The organism is Micromonospora sp. WMMD1155 (genome assembly GCF_029581275.1).
In the GTDB taxonomy this organism is placed as follows: domain Bacteria; phylum Actinomycetota; class Actinomycetes; order Mycobacteriales; family Micromonosporaceae; genus Micromonospora.
Genome location: NZ_CP120742.1, coordinates 5066978 through 5085207, shown reverse-complemented (window position 1 = coordinate 5085207; position 18230 = coordinate 5066978). Strand labels below are relative to the sequence as shown.

At 67.5% G+C, this 18230-nt stretch carries 15 protein-coding genes; 3 read left to right on the top strand and 12 right to left on the bottom strand.

Annotated elements, in window-relative coordinates; genetic code table 11:
• Window positions 1–70 precede the first annotated feature (70 nt).
• Complete coding sequence (locus O7617_RS23330) at window positions 71–298, bottom strand: heavy metal-associated domain-containing protein (protein WP_282258140.1); 228 nt, start codon at window positions 296–298, stop codon at window positions 71–73.
• Window positions 299–1813: 1515 nt separating this feature from the next.
• Between O7617_RS23330 and O7617_RS23325 the strand changes: the two genes are divergently transcribed.
• Window positions 1814–2791 carry a hypothetical protein gene (locus O7617_RS23325; protein ID WP_282258139.1) on the top strand — a complete coding sequence of 326 codons (978 nt, stop codon included), beginning with the start codon at window positions 1814–1816 and terminating at the stop codon, window positions 2789–2791.
• A 109-nt stretch (window positions 2792–2900) separates the two neighbouring features.
• Here the strand turns inward: O7617_RS23325 and O7617_RS23320 are convergent, their stop codons facing one another.
• Window positions 2901–4169: an Ig-like domain-containing protein gene (locus O7617_RS23320; RefSeq protein ID WP_282258137.1), complete on the bottom strand. Its 1269-nt coding sequence runs from the start codon at window positions 4167–4169 to the stop codon at window positions 2901–2903.
• 348 nt (window positions 4170–4517) lie between these two features.
• On the opposite strand from O7617_RS23320, the gene O7617_RS23315 reads away from it, so the two are divergent.
• Window positions 4518–4748, top strand: a complete 231-nt coding sequence (locus O7617_RS23315; RefSeq protein WP_282258136.1) for a hypothetical protein — start codon at window positions 4518–4520, stop codon at window positions 4746–4748.
• Between the two features lie 405 nt (window positions 4749–5153).
• Window positions 5154–7151 carry a copper resistance protein CopC gene (locus O7617_RS23310; protein WP_282258135.1) on the top strand — a complete coding sequence of 666 codons (1998 nt, stop codon included), beginning with the start codon at window positions 5154–5156 and terminating at the stop codon, window positions 7149–7151.
• 30 nt (window positions 7152–7181) lie between these two features.
• Here the strand turns inward: O7617_RS23310 and O7617_RS23305 are convergent, their stop codons facing one another.
• The 10 genes from O7617_RS23305 to O7617_RS23260 form a co-directional block, all read right to left on the bottom strand.
• Entirely contained in the window at window positions 7182–7352 is a 171-nt protein-coding gene (locus O7617_RS23305) for a hypothetical protein (RefSeq protein ID WP_282258133.1), read from the bottom strand.
• A 543-nt stretch (window positions 7353–7895) separates the two neighbouring features.
• Complete coding sequence (locus tag O7617_RS23300; RefSeq protein ID WP_282264846.1) at window positions 7896–8846, bottom strand: site-specific integrase; 951 nt, start codon at window positions 8844–8846, stop codon at window positions 7896–7898.
• 969 nt (window positions 8847–9815) lie between these two features.
• The gene (istB, locus tag O7617_RS23295) at window positions 9816–10604 is read right to left on the bottom strand and encodes an IS21-like element helper ATPase IstB (protein WP_013730719.1); all 789 of its coding nucleotides are present in this window, start codon (window positions 10602–10604) and stop codon (window positions 9816–9818) included.
• Entirely contained in the window at window positions 10604–11833 is a 1230-nt protein-coding gene (gene istA / locus O7617_RS23290; RefSeq protein ID WP_282258131.1) for an IS21 family transposase, read from the bottom strand. The genes istB and istA overlap by 1 nt, the downstream gene beginning before the upstream one ends.
• A gap of 413 nt (window positions 11834–12246) precedes the next feature.
• Entirely contained in the window at window positions 12247–13320 is a 1074-nt protein-coding gene (locus O7617_RS23285; protein ID WP_282258130.1) for an oxidoreductase, read from the bottom strand.
• Entirely contained in the window at window positions 13317–13808 is a 492-nt protein-coding gene (locus O7617_RS23280; protein WP_282258128.1) for a hypothetical protein, read from the bottom strand. Before O7617_RS23280 ends, O7617_RS23285 begins: the two co-directional genes overlap by 4 nt.
• Entirely contained in the window at window positions 13805–15043 is a 1239-nt protein-coding gene (locus O7617_RS23275) for a nitric oxide synthase oxygenase (RefSeq protein ID WP_282258127.1), read from the bottom strand. Before O7617_RS23275 ends, O7617_RS23280 begins: the two co-directional genes overlap by 4 nt.
• Entirely contained in the window at window positions 15040–16293 is a 1254-nt protein-coding gene (locus O7617_RS23270; protein ID WP_282258126.1) for a hypothetical protein, read from the bottom strand. The genes O7617_RS23275 and O7617_RS23270 overlap by 4 nt, the downstream gene beginning before the upstream one ends.
• Complete coding sequence (locus O7617_RS23265) at window positions 16290–17459, bottom strand: aminotransferase class V-fold PLP-dependent enzyme (RefSeq protein ID WP_282258125.1); 1170 nt, start codon at window positions 17457–17459, stop codon at window positions 16290–16292. Before O7617_RS23265 ends, O7617_RS23270 begins: the two co-directional genes overlap by 4 nt.
• Window positions 17459–18178 (bottom strand): tryptophan 2,3-dioxygenase family protein, encoded by a 720-nt coding sequence (locus O7617_RS23260; RefSeq protein ID WP_282258124.1) that lies wholly within the window; start codon window positions 18176–18178, stop codon window positions 17459–17461. The genes O7617_RS23265 and O7617_RS23260 overlap by 1 nt, the downstream gene beginning before the upstream one ends.
• Window positions 18179–18230: the final 52 nt, after the last annotated feature.

The window sequence follows — 18230 nt, the reverse complement described above, 5'->3', positions numbered from 1 at the left end:
CGTGGAAGATGTCCGCCGCGCTCCCTGCGGCGCGGCTTTCACGCGCCGCAGGGAGCAGTGGCGGTAGGGGTCAGAGAATGTCGAGGCGGGCGGGATAACCGGCAGCTGCCAGAGTCGCCGCCAGCACCGATGCCGTGACAACAGCTGGGTCGGCGTCGACAACAGCCCGGCCGGCGACAACGGACACATGTGCCCGGTGCACACCCGGCAGCGCTTCCAGAATGCGCCGCACCGCGCTTTCCGCGCGGTCGCAACACAACCCGCGGACACTGAGCATGTAGGTGACGGTTTCGTTCATGAGGTCCTCTGGCACGACGTGACAGCCGTACCGCCGCCGCCGGCCGAGAGCGCATGAACCTCGTCGGCCGTAGGCGCCAGCAGAACGGCACCGACGGGGACATCGACGACGTAGCCGCCCTGTCGGCCGAACCACCCCGCACCCGGGTGTATCAGCTGGCGGAACCGCCGATGGGCAACCTCAGGCCTGAATCACGTTCGCAGTACGCACAGCAGCGTCAGGGCAAAGCCACCCACGAACCGTCCCCGAGGGCGCCCGGTCCGGTCCCGACCTGCGGCACCTCGAACGACCCGCCGCCCCAGGGCACCCAACACGATGACGCCGGCAGCGACCATCATGATCAGGCACGCCGTGACAGCACTGTCCGTGCCATCCATAGGTCCGTGGTGCCCGTGCACCAGCACTGGAGCAGGCATAGCTGACGCGTCGACGAGGGCTACGGCCGTGTCGCCGGCATGAGCGAGCGCCTGCGTCACAGCGGCCGCCGGAGACGCCGCCACGGAGCGGGGTCCGTCCGATCCGCTGGCGCACTGCAGGGCGTGCAGCACGACAAACACCGCGACCATGACCACCACCGCCACGATGCGGGACCTCGCCCGCGTCGCCTCAGTTGGCCCGGCCCACCTCATGACCGCAGACTACGTCACCCCATTGCCGGCCGGAACAGTGGAGCAGGGTGCCGCGAGGTCACGATCCCAGGCCTTGATTCCCGCCACCGAGACACGAACGGATCAGCGTCCCTGCCGGCTTGATGGCCCCGGCCTGCCCAGGACCGGACCAACGATCCTTGCCGCAGTGCGACGTATCCGGTGGTTGTGAGATGCCAGGCGATGGATAGGATCCTCGGCGATGACAGGGGCAAGGACAGCGGACTCGGGCTGGGCGCCGCCCCGGCAGCCGCGCTGTCTAGTTCTACTGGCCATTGCCGTTCTCGCCCTGATGGTGCTTCATCCCAGCATGGTGTCGAGCGGCAGGCCGGATCACGCGGTCGTTCCTGCTGTCGCCGCGGCCTTCACACCGCCGCATCCTGGCGGCGGCTGCCCACAGCGCGGCGACGGGCATGACGTCCAGTCCTGCCAACCGGTCATGACCTCCCCGACCACGATGAGCGTTGGCCAGCCGGACGCCCTCGTCGCGGTACCGGCCACACCCTCAGCAGTCGCCCGCGCCGTAGCCACGGTCGTGGTGGCAACGCATCTGCGGCCTCGTCTCGCCGCGCTGTCCATCAGCCGGACGTAGACACCGGTTTCCCCCAAAGCTCTGTCCGCACGCGCCGATCGGCCGTGCCGACCCGGGCCGGCCGTCCGACGGCTGCCCGGTCCCTTCTGCTTGGAGACCGCCGTGCTCGTTGATCGTCGTCCCCTGCCCACCCCTTCGCACGCTCTCTCACCCCGGCCGATTGAGACCGACGGTGAGGGCAACCGGCGTCAGTCGCCTCTTCGCGACCGAGACATTGCCGCACGCGTCACCCGGCCCAGGACGAGGCGGCGCCGCGCTGCCACATGGTGTGCCCACTTGAGCGTCATCATCGCTGTCATCGCTGCGCTGGGCGTTGCGACTGCCGCAGGCGCGGCGCCATCAAACCCCAGCCCGTCCGGGCACCAGCAGGGTGCCCCTCTGCTGCGTGACGTCCTCGAATCCACCGCCCGGGGGTTCGCCAGCGCGAAGAACGCACTGGACAAATCCCGCAAACGCCAGTTGGTCCTCACCCTCGAGATCGCCCAGATTCAGGGCCAACTCGACACGCTGACACCCCAGGTCAGCCGAATCGCCGTCCAGTCCTACCGGCAGGGGCGGCTCGGGCCAGTCGCGGCGCTTCTCACCACCGCCTCCCCGGACTCCTTCGTCGCTCGAGCGACGATGCTGGAGGACATCAACCGTGTGAACGCCAGAAAGATCACGGCCCTGACCGACGCACGCGCGAAGCTCGCTGAGGCGAAGGCTGCCATCGATGGTGAGGTGAGACAGCAGCAACGACAAGCCGCGGCGATGGCCAAGCAAAAGCAGGCTGCCGAGAAGCAGCTCGCTCTCCTGCGCGGCCCGGGGCTGGCCGACGGGCTCGTCGCCGCGACCTCCCCGGTGGCCAAACCCGCCCCCGGCTTCGACGGCGGCAGCTGGCCCGCCGAGGCGTGCACCAAGCCCGACCCCACGACCTCCGGATGCGTCACCAGTCGCACCCTGCACGCCTACACAGAGGTCAAGCGAGCTGGGTTCACCCGGTTCGTCGGCTGTCACCGCTCTGGCGGGCCCTACGAGCACCCCAAGGGCCGAGCGTGTGACTGGTCGCTGCAGAGCCGCGGGTTCAGCCCGGCCCAGACACAGGACCAGAAGATGTACGGCAACAATCTCACCGCCTTCCTGGTGCGCAACGCCGAACGCCTCGGGATCTACTACGTCATCTGGTACCGGCAGATATGGATGCCCGCCACGGGCTGGAAGTCGTACAGCGGCCCGTCCGACCACACCGACCACGTCCACATGTCCATGCTGTGACGCGGCCCTGTCACGGCCCTGACGAAGGGGGCGTTCTCGAGTGATGTGGGACATGGGGGGCCGGCTCGCCTCAGGCGGTCCGGCCCCCGCGTCGTCAGGCGGGACCGGGTCAGTCGCCGGTGACGGACGGGGCCGGGGCCGGCGACCCGCCGGCCACGGCACCCGGGTGCGGCACGGGGGCCAGGGCTGGGCGGAGCCCGGCCGGTACGGGCAGAGCGCTGCCCTTGACGAACTCGTCCCAGCTGACATTCCAGGCAGTCCAGCCGTTACCCGGCTGCAACCGCACCTCAGTGCCCTTGAACGTGATCAGGTCCCCGACCTGGGTGACGTTCATCAGCCAGTCTGCGGCGGCAGCGGAGACATTGGTGCAGCCGTGCGACACGTTGGTCTTACCCTGATCCCCCTCGGACCACGGGGCCCCGTGGATGAACTCGCCGCCATTGGTCAACCGCTGGGCGTCCTCGACGTCGACGACGTAGCCCCCGTTTGGCTCACCGCGGGTGTCAAACGTCGCGTACTGATGCTTTTCCATGATCACCATGTTGCCGCTGGACGTCGGCGTGCTCGGCTTGCCGAGGCTGACCGGGATCTTGCGGATCAATTTCCCATCCCGCTTGACGGACATCTGCTTGGTCGCGTTGTCGACTTCCAGGGACACCTGCCGGCCGATCGTGGAGGTCGCATTCCGGTCGGCGTCACCGACCGCGTCCTTACCGATCGGCAAGCCCTGCAAGCCGGCACGGACGCTGATCGTCGTGCCCGGTCGCCAGAAATCGGGTGCCCGATAATAAGCCTGACTGCCGTCGTCAAGCCACGACCAGGTTCCCGGCTGCGGCGGATTGGTCCTGACGAACAGCCGGCGTTGCACATCCGCTCTGGCCTCTTTTGGAATAGGCGGGTCGAATGCGACGGTTACCGGCATGGCGGTGCCGTAGGTCCTGTTGTGAGCGAAATAGAGGGTGCTGGCGATCGCCGGTTTGGTGGATGTCGGCGTCGTCGTGAAGGTCGTCGTCCGGGTGGTGGTCTTCCCGGCGTCGCCGGTCGCGGTGACCTCAGCCGTGTAGGTGCGCTGGGGCTGCAACGGCTTGCTCGGCACCCAGGCGGAGCCGTCCTCCCGGGGCTCCGCCGTGACCTGTACACCCTTGTCGTCGGTGATGCGAACGGCGCTGATCCGCCCACCCTTCACGGTTGTGCCCACCTCGGCGCTGAGCGGCACATCCCGAGCGCGGTCGGAAGGTGTGAGGGTCAGCTCGGGCGGCACAGCCCGCCCTTGAACCGGTCCACCGCCAGATTTGCGCTCGGTGGTGCATCCGCCGAGGACCAACGGTGTCGCTGCGATGGTTACCGCGAACAGCGTCAATCGCTGCCTCAACTTCATGATGCCCCCCGGTTTCTGACTCTGGTTCGTCACATTCTCCCAACGTGCCCTCGCCAGCAGGCCAACTTGCACTATTCAGGTGTCCGAAGTTGTGGGGCAGCAGCTGCCCGACTTCGCCGGGTCGGCTAGACCCGTTCCAGTTCGATCGTTGTAGCTGTTTCGGCCAGTCCGTGAGAATCGACCTGTTCTGGCACGGCAAGCACGGCCACGGCGCACATGGATTTCCGCCGCTCGCGCAACCGCGATGATGACGGTCAGTTTCTGGCTCTGACGGGCTATCCCCGCCGATCCGTGAAGCCGTGCGTCAGTCGTCGGCGGGGCGTAGGTGCACGCGGCGCAGGAGTTGGGTTGAGCGACCGCGATGGTTCAGGCGGACATCAAACGGGCGGAGGCCAGGACCACCCCGGCGGACTCGACGGCGACGTCGGCGCCCGCGCCGATCGCGATTCCACCGTCGGCGCCGGCCAGTGCAGGGGCGTCGATCTCGCCATGCCTCTACTCGCCGACACGCGCACCGGGGCGATCATCACCGTCGTCGGGCTTCAGCATCAGCAGCCTCGCCACCCCCGGCCCCGCTGACCGACCGGTACGGCACCGCCGCCTACGCCACCATCGCCGGGAGGCTCACCGCCCCCGTCACCATCGCCAAAGCCGCCGCGCCCCTCGCCGCCGCCACACTCCTGCACACCGCCGGGTACACACCACTGCTCACCGCCGTTGCCGGATGCTGCGCCTTCGCCGCCACCGGCACTCTTGGTGAACTCTGCTGCTGCCAACGGAAAGCTCGCAGCTCGCTCCAGGGCGGCGCGCGGATCGGCGTCCACATGACACGGCCCCGTCGCTGGTCGATCCGGCGACGATGCGGCGGCACAGCCTTTCACACGTACGACACAGGCGCGGAACCAGAACGTAGCCAACTTTTGCTATCTGAGGAAAAAGATCACGACGTCTTGAAAAAAGCCTCGCAGTGACGAGGATATTCAGATGCGTCGTCTCCCTCAGACTCCGGTGCGGATGGTTTCGGGCCTGCTCGCGCTCGTCCTCGCCTCGGCGGTCGCTCTCCTCGCGTCCGCTCAACCCGCGGCAGCACACGGAACCCTCGCGATGTCCACACCGGCGGCCGACGCCACGGTGAGCGAGCCGATGACGTCGGTGCAGTTGTTCTTCACGGAGAAAGCCGCAGCCAACGCGTACTTCACGGTAACCGCGCCCGGTGGCAGCCGGGTCGACAACGGCTGGACCTACGGCGAGCCGAAGCCACTGGACAAACCGGTTCGGGAGTACTTCCTGGTCGACGGCAAGTTCGAGCCACGCGAGTACACGACCGGATTCCCGGCGGTGGTAGCCCTCGCACATCTGCCCGCCACCGGCCAGTACTCGGTGAGCTACCTGTCGATCTCCTCGGACGGTGACACGGTGCGGGGCACGATGACCTTCCGCTACAGCGGGCGCGCGACGGCGGCGCCGCGGGGGTGGAGCCCGCCGACGAACCAACCGGACCCGACGCTGTTGGCCGCCACCGAGCAACACAAGACGTCAGGGCAATCGTCGGCGGTACCGACCACACCAGCCGAAGCGACGACCGCACCGGCGGCGGCTCCCCCGGTCGCGTCGACTGACGAAGATGGCCCCGGAGCGATGGCCTGGACGGGCTGGGCGGTGGCGGCCGTGGCAGCGCTCGCGGCCTTCATCGGATGGCGTCGCCGCCCGGCTCCCGTGGGCAGGTCATCCGGCCGGGCCCGCACGTCGACGTCCGCCTCCAAGCGGCGCAGCCCCGATAACAGGCCCGCCCCGGGCAAGACCGGGACAACCAAAGGTGTCAGCGCCGATCGTGGAGCCGGCGCGCCCGCCGGTGGCGGGAAGCGGCGACCGAACGCGGTGCCCGCGGGACGCAAGGGCGACGCGGTCGTGAATGCTCGGACGGCGGTAGCGGTCGAAGCGACGCCGACCGATCGGGAGGTGCACGCCTCCGCCGGCCCCAGCGGTGAGTCGCGGCCGATTTTAGGGTCCGATCTGGATGCCGGCGCCGAGGTCCAGGGGTCCCGGTTGAGCAACACCCATCTGGCGATGCTCGTGGGTGGGCTGGTGCTGGCTCTGTTGGCCGGGTTCGGGCTGGCGCGAATCGGCACCGACACCGAGTCGCCGGCCGGCACCGCGCGGCAACCAGCCGCCGGGGCGCTCTCCGCAGGACAGGGCGAGTCCGCAGGTGACGGGCACCAACACGCGCCAGGAATCGGGCCGCACACCCACCCGGGTGACGGCGGGGGCCAGATAATCGTGAGCGGGACGACGGTCAGCTCCGCCGGGTACACCCTGCAACCGCTGGAGCGATCCCAGCCGGCAAGTGCACGCACGGACTACCGGTTCCGGATCGTCGGGACCGACCGGCAGCCGGCGACACGCTTCGCGGTCGTCCACGACAAGCCCCTGCACATGATCGTGGTGGGCCGGGATCTGAGCGGCTACCAGCATCTGCATCCGACGATGGCACCCGACGGCACCTGGAGCGTCCCGCTTACGCTGACCCGGCCCGGCGGCTACCGCATCTACACCGACTTCTCCGTCACCGCGGCCAACGACACGCAGGTCCCCCTCGTGCTGGGCGTCGACCACACCGTACCCGGCGCGCACACCCCGACCGCGCTGCCGGCGGCGCAGACACAGGCGGTGGCCGGGCCCTACGCGGTGTCAATGAACGGCACTCCGACGGTGGGGGCGACAGCGCCGATGCAATTCCAGATCAACCGTGTCGACACAAGCGCACCCGCGAAACTGGAGCGGTACCTGGGCGCGTACGGGCACCTGGTCGTCGTCCGCGAGGGCGACCTCGGCTACGTACATGTCCACCCCGAGCAGGAGTTGGTCGACGGGGCGGTCAAGTTCTGGCTGACCGCACCGAGTGCAGGCCGGTACCGAGCGTTCTTTGACTTCCAGGTCGACGGCAAGGTACACAACGCCGAGTACACGATCAACCTGCCCTGAGCCGGGAGGCTGCCCGGTAGCCGTCACCCCTCACTCACAAGGGCCTTCCGATTTGGGTGCGACGGCCAGTGGGTGGGGTTGGCCCGTGAGGGCGGCGAGGGCGGTGAGGTCGGCTTTGATGTAGGTGGTGGTGGCGGGTCCGCGGCTGTCGGTGTGCCCGGCGTAGACGCGGGCCACGTCGTAGCCGAAGTGCCGTTCCACCCAGGTGAGGGTGGTGTGGCGCAGCCAATGGCTGGCATCCCTGGACGGCGACCCACGGCAACTGCCGGCCGATGCGTTTCCACAGCAGGTCGTAGCGCTGGTAGGGGGCGGGTTGGCCGTTGCGGTAGCGCAGCAGCGCGTCAGTCGGTGCGACGGCGCCACGTGCTCGGGCGTTGTCGTTCAGCCGGCTGGCGAGCACGGGTGTTACGGGTTGCCAGCGCTGGGTCCGGCCCTTCTCACGCAAACGGATGAGCCCTCGGTCGGTGTCGCAGTCGATCAGACGCAGCGCAAGGGCGCCGCCGCGTCGGCAGGCGGTTTCGCTGTGCAGCCGCAGCAGTAGCGCGTCGAGGATGATCTCGTTGCCGCCGGTGCGGACGACCTGGTTGAGCTCCTACAGCTCTTGGGGGTGAGGGCGCGCGGCAATCGTGTTAGCAGGGCACAATCCCTACAGCATCCTAGGGGGCTGGGCTACAGGTGCCTTGGTTTGTGCTGGTCGCCGAGGGGTGCTGTACGACGACCCAGGCTTCCCCACCTACGGTCGGGTCAGTCAGCGCGGCCTTCGAGCGTCTCCCCTCTCGGGCTAGACGCAAGCAAAGGGTGCGGCTCGCCGGAAAGCGCCACGAGTGCCTGTGCCACCTCGAAGATGTCCGCCCGCACATAAGTGCTAGTCGTAGAGGCGTCAGCCCTCCCCGCGTGGCCCGCGTAGGCCTGCGCGACGGCGTATCCGAATCGTCGCTCGACCCATGTGAGCGTTGTATGGCGCAACCAGTGCGTGCTGATCTGGTGCGTCCTAACCCAAGGCAGATGTTTGCCCAGGCGCTGCCACAAGTAGTCGTGACGGCGGTGGGTGATCGGCGCACCGTTTCGGTACCTGAGCACACTGTCCTGCGGATGGTTGCAGCCGCGATCGAGAGCGTGCTGGCGAAGACGGCTGGCCAATGTTGGCGAGACGGGCTGCCATCGCACTGTCTCACCCTTCTCCTGCAACTGAACAACACACTGGTCAAAGTCGATGTCTCCGAGGCGAAGAGCGAGTCCGCCCCCACGCCTACAGGCAGTCTCGATGTGGAGACGCAACAGCAGGCTATCTAGATCAGGGTCGTTACCGGTTGTAGCAGCCACACCGTTGATCAACTCCAATTGGTCATCCGACAGCGCTCGGCGAGTGCTGGCTAGCCGCCGCGGCTTCGGCACTCGCCTGGCAGGGTTGTCTGACTCGGCTAGAAGTCCGTCGGCTACCGCCCGGGCATAAAGACACCTAAGCGAGGAGATGAGATGTTCGGCCGCTGTCCGGCCGCCGCGAGAGTTGCGGCGAATCACCACCTGTCCCTTGATCCGTTCAGCGAGCTGCCTAATCTCAAGCGGACTCACCTCGTCGAGACGTCTGTCGCCCCAAACATTCTGCACTTTCTGCCAATATGTCCAATAAACGCGCCGGGTGCCAGCCGTGACCGACTCGGATACGAGATTTATGTACTCAGCGAACGTAGGCATCACACGGGGCGCGGCCTTAACAGTTAAAAGTTGCTCTGGCGTCACGCCTAAGCGAGCCAAGAGCAGACGTGCTGCCCTCAGATCCTCACCCTCGGCACCCAAGCCATCCGTCACCATCGTCGCAGCTCTGCCTCGCCGGCATATCGTTCTACCATCAACTCCAGGGCGCTCATAGTGAAGATCACGAGAGAGCAGCGATCTGGATGGGCCAGAGCAAGAACCCGGTCACCTCCCGCCATGCCGCAGCTTCGCCTCACTGACGATGGAAGCAGAAGATGACCCTCGCTTGTCAATCTTGAACGTCCATTACGTTGTTCGGTTACAACAACAGTGCCGTTCTGATGGACAATCTCGAGCGAACGGCCCGCAATCCACCCGAGCGACCGCAATACAGCACGATCCGCCAGACGACCACTAGCGTCGAGCGGCGTTATCACACAAAGCCCTGCAGCTGGCCGCGCACGTCTCACAAGGGGTGGGAGTGGCATTCCCGGGGACGATGCTATGGTCTGCTGATCGTGTCGCTCCGACCCAGATCGGCGGGCGTTTACTTTTATAACTGATGATTCAACGCCGTCAATCAGCTTCTTGTACACTTAAATCACCCCCTGAACATCGGCGCGGCGGGTCAAGCTGCCGGGATCTACCTGCTGGGTGCACAGAACCTCGTTCTACACGAAGCCAGAGCCAGCAAATCACTACCTTCTTCCCCACTCCGCCAACCCGTCAAAGCGGCGGCTCGATTCGCAGGGCGGGCTCGCTGGCGCTCGAAGGTGCCGCAGGCAGTGCAGGACTCGCGGATATGAGATTCTGCTGCTACCGATATTAGTTTGTGGGCCAATTGGACTTCAAGAGAATGAGCTATGGATAGCCGTTCCGTCACGCCCCGCTCTGCTCAATGTCAACGCCGGCTGAACTTTGACCCCTCTGTTCCGGCCGAATTTTGACCCCCTCGCTGGTTGTTGATGTTCAGTCGTTGGTCTTGGTGGCTGCGGGAACGCGGCCGAGGTCGCGGTCTTTAAGCCGGTAGCTGTCGCCCTTCATCGAGATGACCTCGGCGTGGTGGACGAGGCGGTCGATCATGGCTGCGGCGACGACGTCGTCGCCGAACACTTCGCCCCAGCGGCCGAAGGGCTTGTTGCTGGTGACGATCAGCGAGGCTCGTTCGTAGCGGTTGGAGACGAGCTGGAAGAACAGGTTCGCCGCTTCGGCTTCGAAGGGGATGTAGCCGACCTCGTCGACGATCAGCAGCGGGATCCGGCCGAGCTTCACGAGCTCGTCTTGCAGTCGGCCGGCGTGGTGGGCGTCGGCGAGGCGGGACACCCATTGGGCGGCGGTGGCGAACGCGACCCGGTGTCCGGCCTGGCAGGCCCGGATCCCCAGGCCGATGGACAGGTGGGTCTTGCCGGTGCCGGGCGGGCCCAGGAAGACGACGTTCTCCTTCGACGCCACGAAGTCGAGGGTGCCCAGGTGGGCGATCGTCTCCCGCTTCAGAGAGCGTTGGTGCTCGAAGTCGAACTCCTCCAGGCTCTTGCGGGCGGGGAACCTGGCTGCCCGGATACGTCCCTCGCCGCCGTGTGCTTCGCGGGCGGCGACTTCGCGTTGCAGGCAGGCGGCGAGGAACTCCTCGTGCGTCCATGACTCGGCCCGGGCCCGCTCCGCCAGGCGTTCGACGGAGGCAGCGAGGGACGGCGCCTTGAGGGCGCGGGTGAGGAACGCGATCTCCGAGGCGACGTTGCGGCTGGTCTTGGCGGCCATCACGCAGCCACCTCGACGTCCAGGCCGAACATGCGGTCGTAGTCGCTCAACGGCCGGCGTTCGACCTGGGCGTCGACCGCGGTCGTCGGCTTGTGTTGGGCAGCGACGCGCAGGTCGGCGGCGGCTTGCCGGTGGGCAGGGTCGGTGATGCTCTGATGGCTTGCCCAGCAGCGGTCATGTCGGGCCACGGGCCGGCCGTCGGAGACCACCGTCACGTGGTCGCAGTCGGCGGTGACCTCAACCCGCCTGCCGACCACGGATGGGTGCACCGAGTAGTCGTTGCCGTCCAAGCGGACGTAGTGATCGCGGGGCAGCCGGGTGGCCTGGCGCCAGCCGACCACCGGCGCGACCGGTGGCAGTGACAGCATCGCGGCCCGGTCGGCGTCCCACCGGTCCAGCGGGCGGCAGCCCAGCATCCGGTGTTGGCGGTTGTTCGCCCCCACCAGCCAGTCGGTGAGCTGGGTGTTGAAGTCGCCGGGCGAGGCGAAACGGCGTCCGGGCAGGAACGAGGTTTCCAGATAGCCATTGGCCCGCTCGACCAGGCCCTTGGCCTCCGGGTCCGCCGGTCGGCACTGAATCACCTTGATGCCGAGGGTGCCGCGGAAGGCGTTCATCGCCTCGGTCAGCTGCGGCCTGCCAGCCCGCCACTGCCCGACGGCGGACTCGTTGTCCCACACCAACGCCTTGGGCACCCGTCCCCAGCCGGAGATCAGCGTCCAGTGCCCGACCAGCAAGTCCGGTGACTGCCGGGTCGGGATCATCACCGCTGACAGCCACCGCGAATACCCGGACACCATCACCAGCACCGGCGGCCGGCCGACCTGCCCGAAGCCCAACGGCACGTCCGCCGGCGGGAACCACAGATCACACTGCGCCAACTCGCCCGGCAGATACTCCGTCCGCTGGGCCGGGTCCGGGCGGCGGAACAACGGCCGCAACTGCTGCACCCGATCGGCGAACACCGTCTTGCCGCGGGCCCACCCAACCCGCTCCATGATCACCGTCGTCGGCATGTCCGGGAACTCCGCCAACAACGCCCGGATCTGCGGCTCGACCGCGTCCACGATCGAGCCCTTCGCCGCCCGCTGATAGCGAGGCGGCTCATGACTGGCCAAGGCCTTACGCACCGTGTTCCGCGAGACCCCCAGCCGGCGACAGATGGCCTTGATCGCCATCCGCTCCGCCCGGTGCAACCGACGGATCTCCGCCCAGTCCTCCACGCTCAGCACCTCCCGATGCTTCCGGAAGGGGTCAAAATTCAGCCGGAACCACGGGGTCAGTTTTCAGGCGGAGCCGACACTCAACTCGCCAGGGTGATGCGCCGGACGCAGCTGCCGGTCGCCCCCAGCATGAAGAAGCATTGGGGCGGGCGTGGTGCTCGCCAGTCTCTACCTGTTGTTGATCTGCGCTGTCGCCGTGGTCGGTGCTGCCCACCCTGACCCCGCGCGAAGGGCTGACGCTCAGAAGGTTTTGAGCGGCTGTTGAAGTGGCACCGTAGGTAGCGGGTTGAGCAGAGCGCCGGGCGGGTGGCGCTCGGCGCTCTGCTCAACGGAGCGCGCGGGCTGGACTACGGGGCGCGCCTCGAGGTAGGCACCTCGGAGGGGCTAGCACCTCCATCGACCAGGCATTATCGGCTGGGGCGTTAGGCGGTGCCCTGATCGATTTGCACGATCGCTGCCTCGTCGACGGCGAGGGCGGCGTAGCTGACGGCGGTTAGTTCCACCGACAGGTCCCACAGCAGCCGCGCGGCGGTGACATCACGAGAGTCGTAGCTGGATTGGTCAAGGCCGGCTGGACCGCGTGTGTGCCACATGCGAGTCGGACCCACATAGCCCCCGGAGCGCACGTCGCCGCTGGCGGCGTGCAGGGTTGGGCGCGCCCCGTCCTCCGGTGGCTGCGCCACGATTGCCGCGAGCAGTCGTAGCCACGCAGTCATCCCGAGGCGATGTCCCGAGAGCCTAGATGCTTTGTGGAGCAGTTGTGTTGCCGACCAGCCGGGGTGGCAGGCGATGCTACGCGCAGCAGAACCAGCGACAGTTAGACGTCGGTGGAGTTCGTACGCATAGATGAGGTTCGCTAGCTTGCTTGCGGCATAGGCACGGTGCGGCCTGTATTTGATTGGGTTCGGCCAATCTAGCGGGTCGAGTCGCGCCGCGTGGTGAGCGATGCTGCTGACGCTCACGATCCTCCCTGCTGGTGCGGCGAGTAGTCTGTCCAACAGCAGTCCAGTGAAGGCGAAGTGGCCCAGGTAGTTGACGCCGAAGTGGGTTTCGAATCCATCCAGCGTGGCCCATTGGGGTACGCCCATCACTGCCGCGTTGTTGACGAGTATGTCTAGCCGTGGATAGGTGTGGGCAATCTGTTCGGCGGCGCTTCTGACTGATCGTAGGCTTCCGAGGTCTAGTGCGACCTCGTCGATGACGGCGCCCGGTAGTTCGTTGCGGATGGCGTCTGCGGCCTGGCGCATGCGGCCTGGATGTCGGCAGGCCAGGACTACCGTCGCGCCCATCGCTGCTAGTTGGCGGGCGGTCTGGTAGCCCAGTCCCGTGTTTGCTCCGGTCACTACGGCGATCTTTCCTTGAAGGTTCGCCGGTGCCCGTGTGACGTCGCCGGCTGCCGGGCGGGCAGCCCGGGGCGCTGGCCCCGGGACCGCCCGCCCGTCGCCGACTGTTCGGGGTCGTTGCTGCCCGTTCAGGACGGCTGTTGGGTCGGTCACCAGTCACCGACCGCCTGGGCGCCGTAGTACCTGCCGAGGTTGACCGAGATCCAGACGTTGAAACGGGTTCCGTCCTTGACGTTGGTTGCCAAGTTCCTCCACTGTCCGGGAGGCACGTAGGTCCAGCCGTTCGCGCACGTTGCCCGGCCTGAGAAGACAACGCATGCGTGGAACGGAGCGCCGTCGGAGCGTCCATTGCCAGTATTTTTCACCTGGATGTCGCGGCACTGGGTGGTGGTGCGGTACGTGCCTCCGTACGGGGCCGAGGCGACTTCGACGCCGTCGAACGCCATGAAGGGATCGGACAGGCCGAACCTGGCGCTGTAGGGCGCGCTGCGGCATCCGCTGGCCGCTTGCGCGGCTGCCGCCGACACCGTGAGCGTGGCTGCCATGGCGATCAGGCCGACTGCCGCGGCAATGCCACGTCGGATCTTGTTGCGTGTGGGCCGGCGGTCGTTGTCGGACCTCGGCTGGATTACTGCTGTCATTGCTCCTCCTGGGCAGAAAGCGGACAAACGACAGCGGCCGTGGAGGGAGCGGCGCGCTGGTGGTCGGGTTCGGCGGCGGTCGCCGCTGAACCCGAGTGGGGGCATAGGGAGCCGGCCGCGGCAGGGAGCGCGGCTGCGGCGGGATCCGGATAGAGGGCGGGTCGGAGTGTCGAGGTGCTGTAGTAGCGCCCCCAGCTCGGATCCTGTGGGGTCATCGGGTAGCTGTTAAGCCAGGTCCAATCGCCAACCACGACGCGTCCGGCGGCCTCTTCGCGGCGCACGAACCGGGTGAAGTGCTCGCTCTCGCGGTGATGGTCGGTGATCGTGACGCTGGCGCGGTCATAGCTGTAGAGGACCGCTTCCTGGAGTACGAGCAACGCCTTGTCATGACGTAGCCGGTCGTCGTCGGCGAGCTGCAGGCCATCGATGACGGCGGGGATCTGGTGGTACCTCTCGGCGTCAGCGAGGTTGCGGGCTGCGATCTCCGAGGACATGAAGACGCCGGAGAACGGGGCGGGGTACTGCACGCCGCCGATGGAGAGCAGCATGTGGCTGATGACGGGCACCGCCGGCCACCTCAGCCCGAGTTCACCGATCCATCGGTGCTGCGGGTGGTGGATCGGGACTTCGCGGATCGCGGCCTGGTCGACGGGGAGCGCGTGCAGCCGGCCGGTGTCGGTGGCGATGATCCAGGGCAGAACGTCGAACGGGCCGCGCTCGGGCGGACCGGCCCAGCCCAGGGCGGTCGCCAGTCGCGTAAGGTTGAGGTTCGCGGGGTCGCCGAGGATCGTGCCACTGTTAGGCCAAGCGGCGTACTGGACGAGCTGCGGGTTGATGATCCGGACCAGCGCGGGGCCTTCTTGCGGTACGGGCGGGAGGACGGTCATGACGGACCGGACACGTCCGCCATTTGTCGCTCGATGTAGGTGGTTGGTCAACGCTTGGCGCACGGCGTTGGCATCGCTGGCGTGCCGACAGTCGTGAACTTGCAGGCTCTGCCAGCGCAGCCGGCCAATGCAGCGGGCGGAGTTGCGCCATGCCACTCGGGCGCCGTAGGTCAGTTCTTGCGTGGTGTGTCGCCAGGTGCCGGTCGCGGTGATCTCGGCGCGGACGTCGCGCCACCGGCGGGTGAGTCCGGGCTGCCCGGTCTCGTGGTGCAGCAAGCGCAGGAATTCGTACGCCTCAGTGAGCAGGTCACTCTGCGGGGACGCGTCTGGGCTCGTCGTGGTGTTCATGTGTCGGCTCCGGCGGAGGTGTCGCCGTCGCGCCGAGGGCAGTGCCTGAACACGGGTTCATGGCGGGTGCCAGCTAGGTAGGAGGTGCCCTGCGTGTAGCCGGTGCCGGGTTGACCCGGGCCGAGCATCCGCACGGCGAGGCGGTAGTGCGTCTGGCGCCACTGTCGTAGGGCGGCGGCGAAGTTGCGCATGGCGGCAGCCATCACCGGTGACTCGGCCGCATACCCGCCCCTTTGAGCGAGGACGTCGAGGGCGTCGTCGAGGCTCAGGTGGCCGCCCTCGATTTCGGATCGCACCTCGGGCACCGACAGGTAGGCCGGCGAGTTGAGTCGCTCGGGATCGGGAAGGCGGCACAGAGACTCCAGCATCTTGTATGAGCGCGATTGGATGGCGCTCGCGCCTTCGGTGTAGCGCCGGAACCGGTGGAACGCCTCGGGTTGCAGGGTCGCCATCAGCGACCACAGTGGGGCGCTCTCCCGCAGCAGAGCCGCCGCGGCGGACAGGCGGGCTGCGGCCAGTTGCATGCGGCCGTCCTGAACGTTGGCGATGGCGGCCCGCAGGTCCGCCGCGAGGAGCGCGAAGGATGCCTCGAAGCCTTGCAGGACCCGGATGAACATCCACTCGTCATGGATGATCCAGACCGGCAGCATGCTGACCTGCGTCGACCACCGTTCGTTGGTGCTGATGTCCCGGTCGACGGCCGCGATCACTTGGCGGGCGATGGTGGTGTGCTCGCCGCTGTCTACCGCGTTGGTCAGTCGCAGCCGGCGCAGGGCGGGCATCGCCGCGCGCAGCGCGTGGCGCAGGCGCTTGGCCACCAGTGGCGCGCCGGGGCGTAGTTGCGGCAGCGGTACCGGGGCGCCGCTGATGGCTTGGAGTTCGAAGGCCATCAGGTCGGTCAAGAGGTGGACGTGCAGCCGATCGCGGCGGGTCAATAACCGCAGCTCGTCCGCCGGCGGTTCGTCGGCGCCGATGATCGGCAGCAGGTTCAATGCCAGGTACGTCCGGTAGTCGTATCGGCGGTCGACCTTGTCGAGCGCGGTGTCCAGGAACGCGGACAGTTGAGCTCGGCGCGCGCCGCGGACCTCGGGCAGCCGCTCGCGGGCGGCAGTCAGCAGCCGGGTCCACTCCTCGGGTACAAAGGTTTTGCCGTGGTACTGGTAGGCGTTCACCACGGTCGTGAAGGGGAACCGGGCGGTGGATGGTCGCCGTTGTTCCAGCCACAGACGCAGCGGCTCAGGCCGGCTCATCGTGGTGCTCCGGTCTGCTGCCGACTGCGGGACCTCGTTCGGTAGGACTCGATTGCCGCGCAGAGGGCATCGATGTCGTCGAGGGTGGTGTAGGCGTGCATAGCCAAGCGGACGACGCCGGTGCGAGGTGCGACGGTGATGTCGCGGTGCGCCAACCACGCCGTCATCGCCTCGGCGTGCGGCTCCACGACGGCCAGGTGAGCGCCCTGCTCGTCCGCCGTGCTGGCTAGGCGAACCGTCTCTCCCTGCCCAGCCAGGCGGACAGCAGCGACAGCGATCAGACGTTGTGTGTGCTGGCGGACCGCGACGAGGTCGAGTCGGTTGATCATGTCGAGACCGGCGACGGCGGCGTAGGTCGCGGCGGCCGAGGGTGTGCCCGTCTCGAAGCGACGGGCGTGCGGTGGAAAGTCCAACGTCAGCGGGTCGAATGCCTGCGGAGCGATTCGACCGAACCTGCCGGTCAGTGTCGGCGCCGGCCCCAAGGGGTCGCGAACGTACATGAGGGCTAAGCCGGGCAGGCCGAGCAAGTATTTGCCCGTGCCGGCAACGAGGTAGTCGCAGCCCAACTCGTTGACGTCTACCGGCATGACGCCGACGGCCTGATAGGCGTCGACGAACAGCGCGGCGCCGACGGCATGTGCCGCCTCGGCGATGCGAGTCACGTCAAGGCGGGTTGCGTCACGGTAGGTCACGGCAGGCACCGACACCAGCGCCGTTCGGGCCGTGATGGCCGCGAGGTAATCGCTCGTGGCGGCTTGGCCGGTGGCACTACCGCACCAACGGACCTTCGCCCCGCGGGCCTGCTGGGCCAGCCACACGTGAGCGACGCCCGGGTACTCCGCAGTCGTGGTAACCAGCGCGCGGCGACGACGCCATCGCATTCCCGCGCTGGCTTGATACGCGGCGATGCTGGCGTTGGGTACGACGGCGACCTGATCGATGTCGGCGCCAATCAGTGTGGCGAAAGCCCGCCGGGCCTGCCACAGCTGCTCCTCGCATACGGTCCAGAACCCTGGCCGGCCGAGGTCGTCGCGCATCTGGTTCAGGGATTGATCCATGCCGGTGCTGAGCGGTGCGACGCTGCACGCCGCCAGATGCACGTTGTGCGCTAACGTCGGGAAACGCTGCCGCAACTCGACGAGCGGGTTGGCAGGGAGGGCGCTCATTAGCCCACCTGCCTGCTGGCGCGGCCACGAGGGCTGGCCTCAGTCAGATCCGAACGCGCCTCCCACAGCGTGGGGAACCGGCGGTGGGAGATCAGCCGCATCAGGCTGTCGACGGGCGTGTCTCGGGTACCGAGAACGCCGTGACCGATGATCCGCGTGGCGACGCTGTAGTGCTCGGTGCGCCACAGCGCAATCCGCTCGTCCAACTCCACCAGCGCTTCCGCCACCCGGTACAGCGGATCCGACGGCTGACCCTGATACAGGTCGAGCGGCGTGAGCCCCCGGGAGGACAGGACGCGACTAAAGGCGATGTCCAACTCCGTCGTCGCCGACCGGACCAGACGCCATCCGGGTGACTCGAAGCCCGAACCAGTGCCCAGGGCGCTCCGGATCACCGCGAAGTGCGCGGGATGAAGGTGCCGCAGCATCTGCAGCTGCTCGGTGATCAGGTGCAAGCCGAGCGCAGCGCGGCGCAGCAGGAGTTCAGCCGCGCCGGGCTGATCCACCGCCAGGTGGTCAAGGGACCGGGCAAGCTGCGACTGCGTGAGCTTGAGCAGCAACTCGCTGCTCTGATGCACGACCTGAAACAGCAGCTCGTCGGGGTGCACCCACTCGCGAGGGCCGCGTTGCAGGGCGAGCAGGTCATCGGTGCGCATGTAGCGGGCGTAGTCGGTCGTCCCGGTACCGGGGAGCACGGCCGGCAAAGGTGTCGTGGCCACAGTCGGTCCTCCGAAACAGTGATCGGGTGAACGGCAACAGGTCGACGAGCAG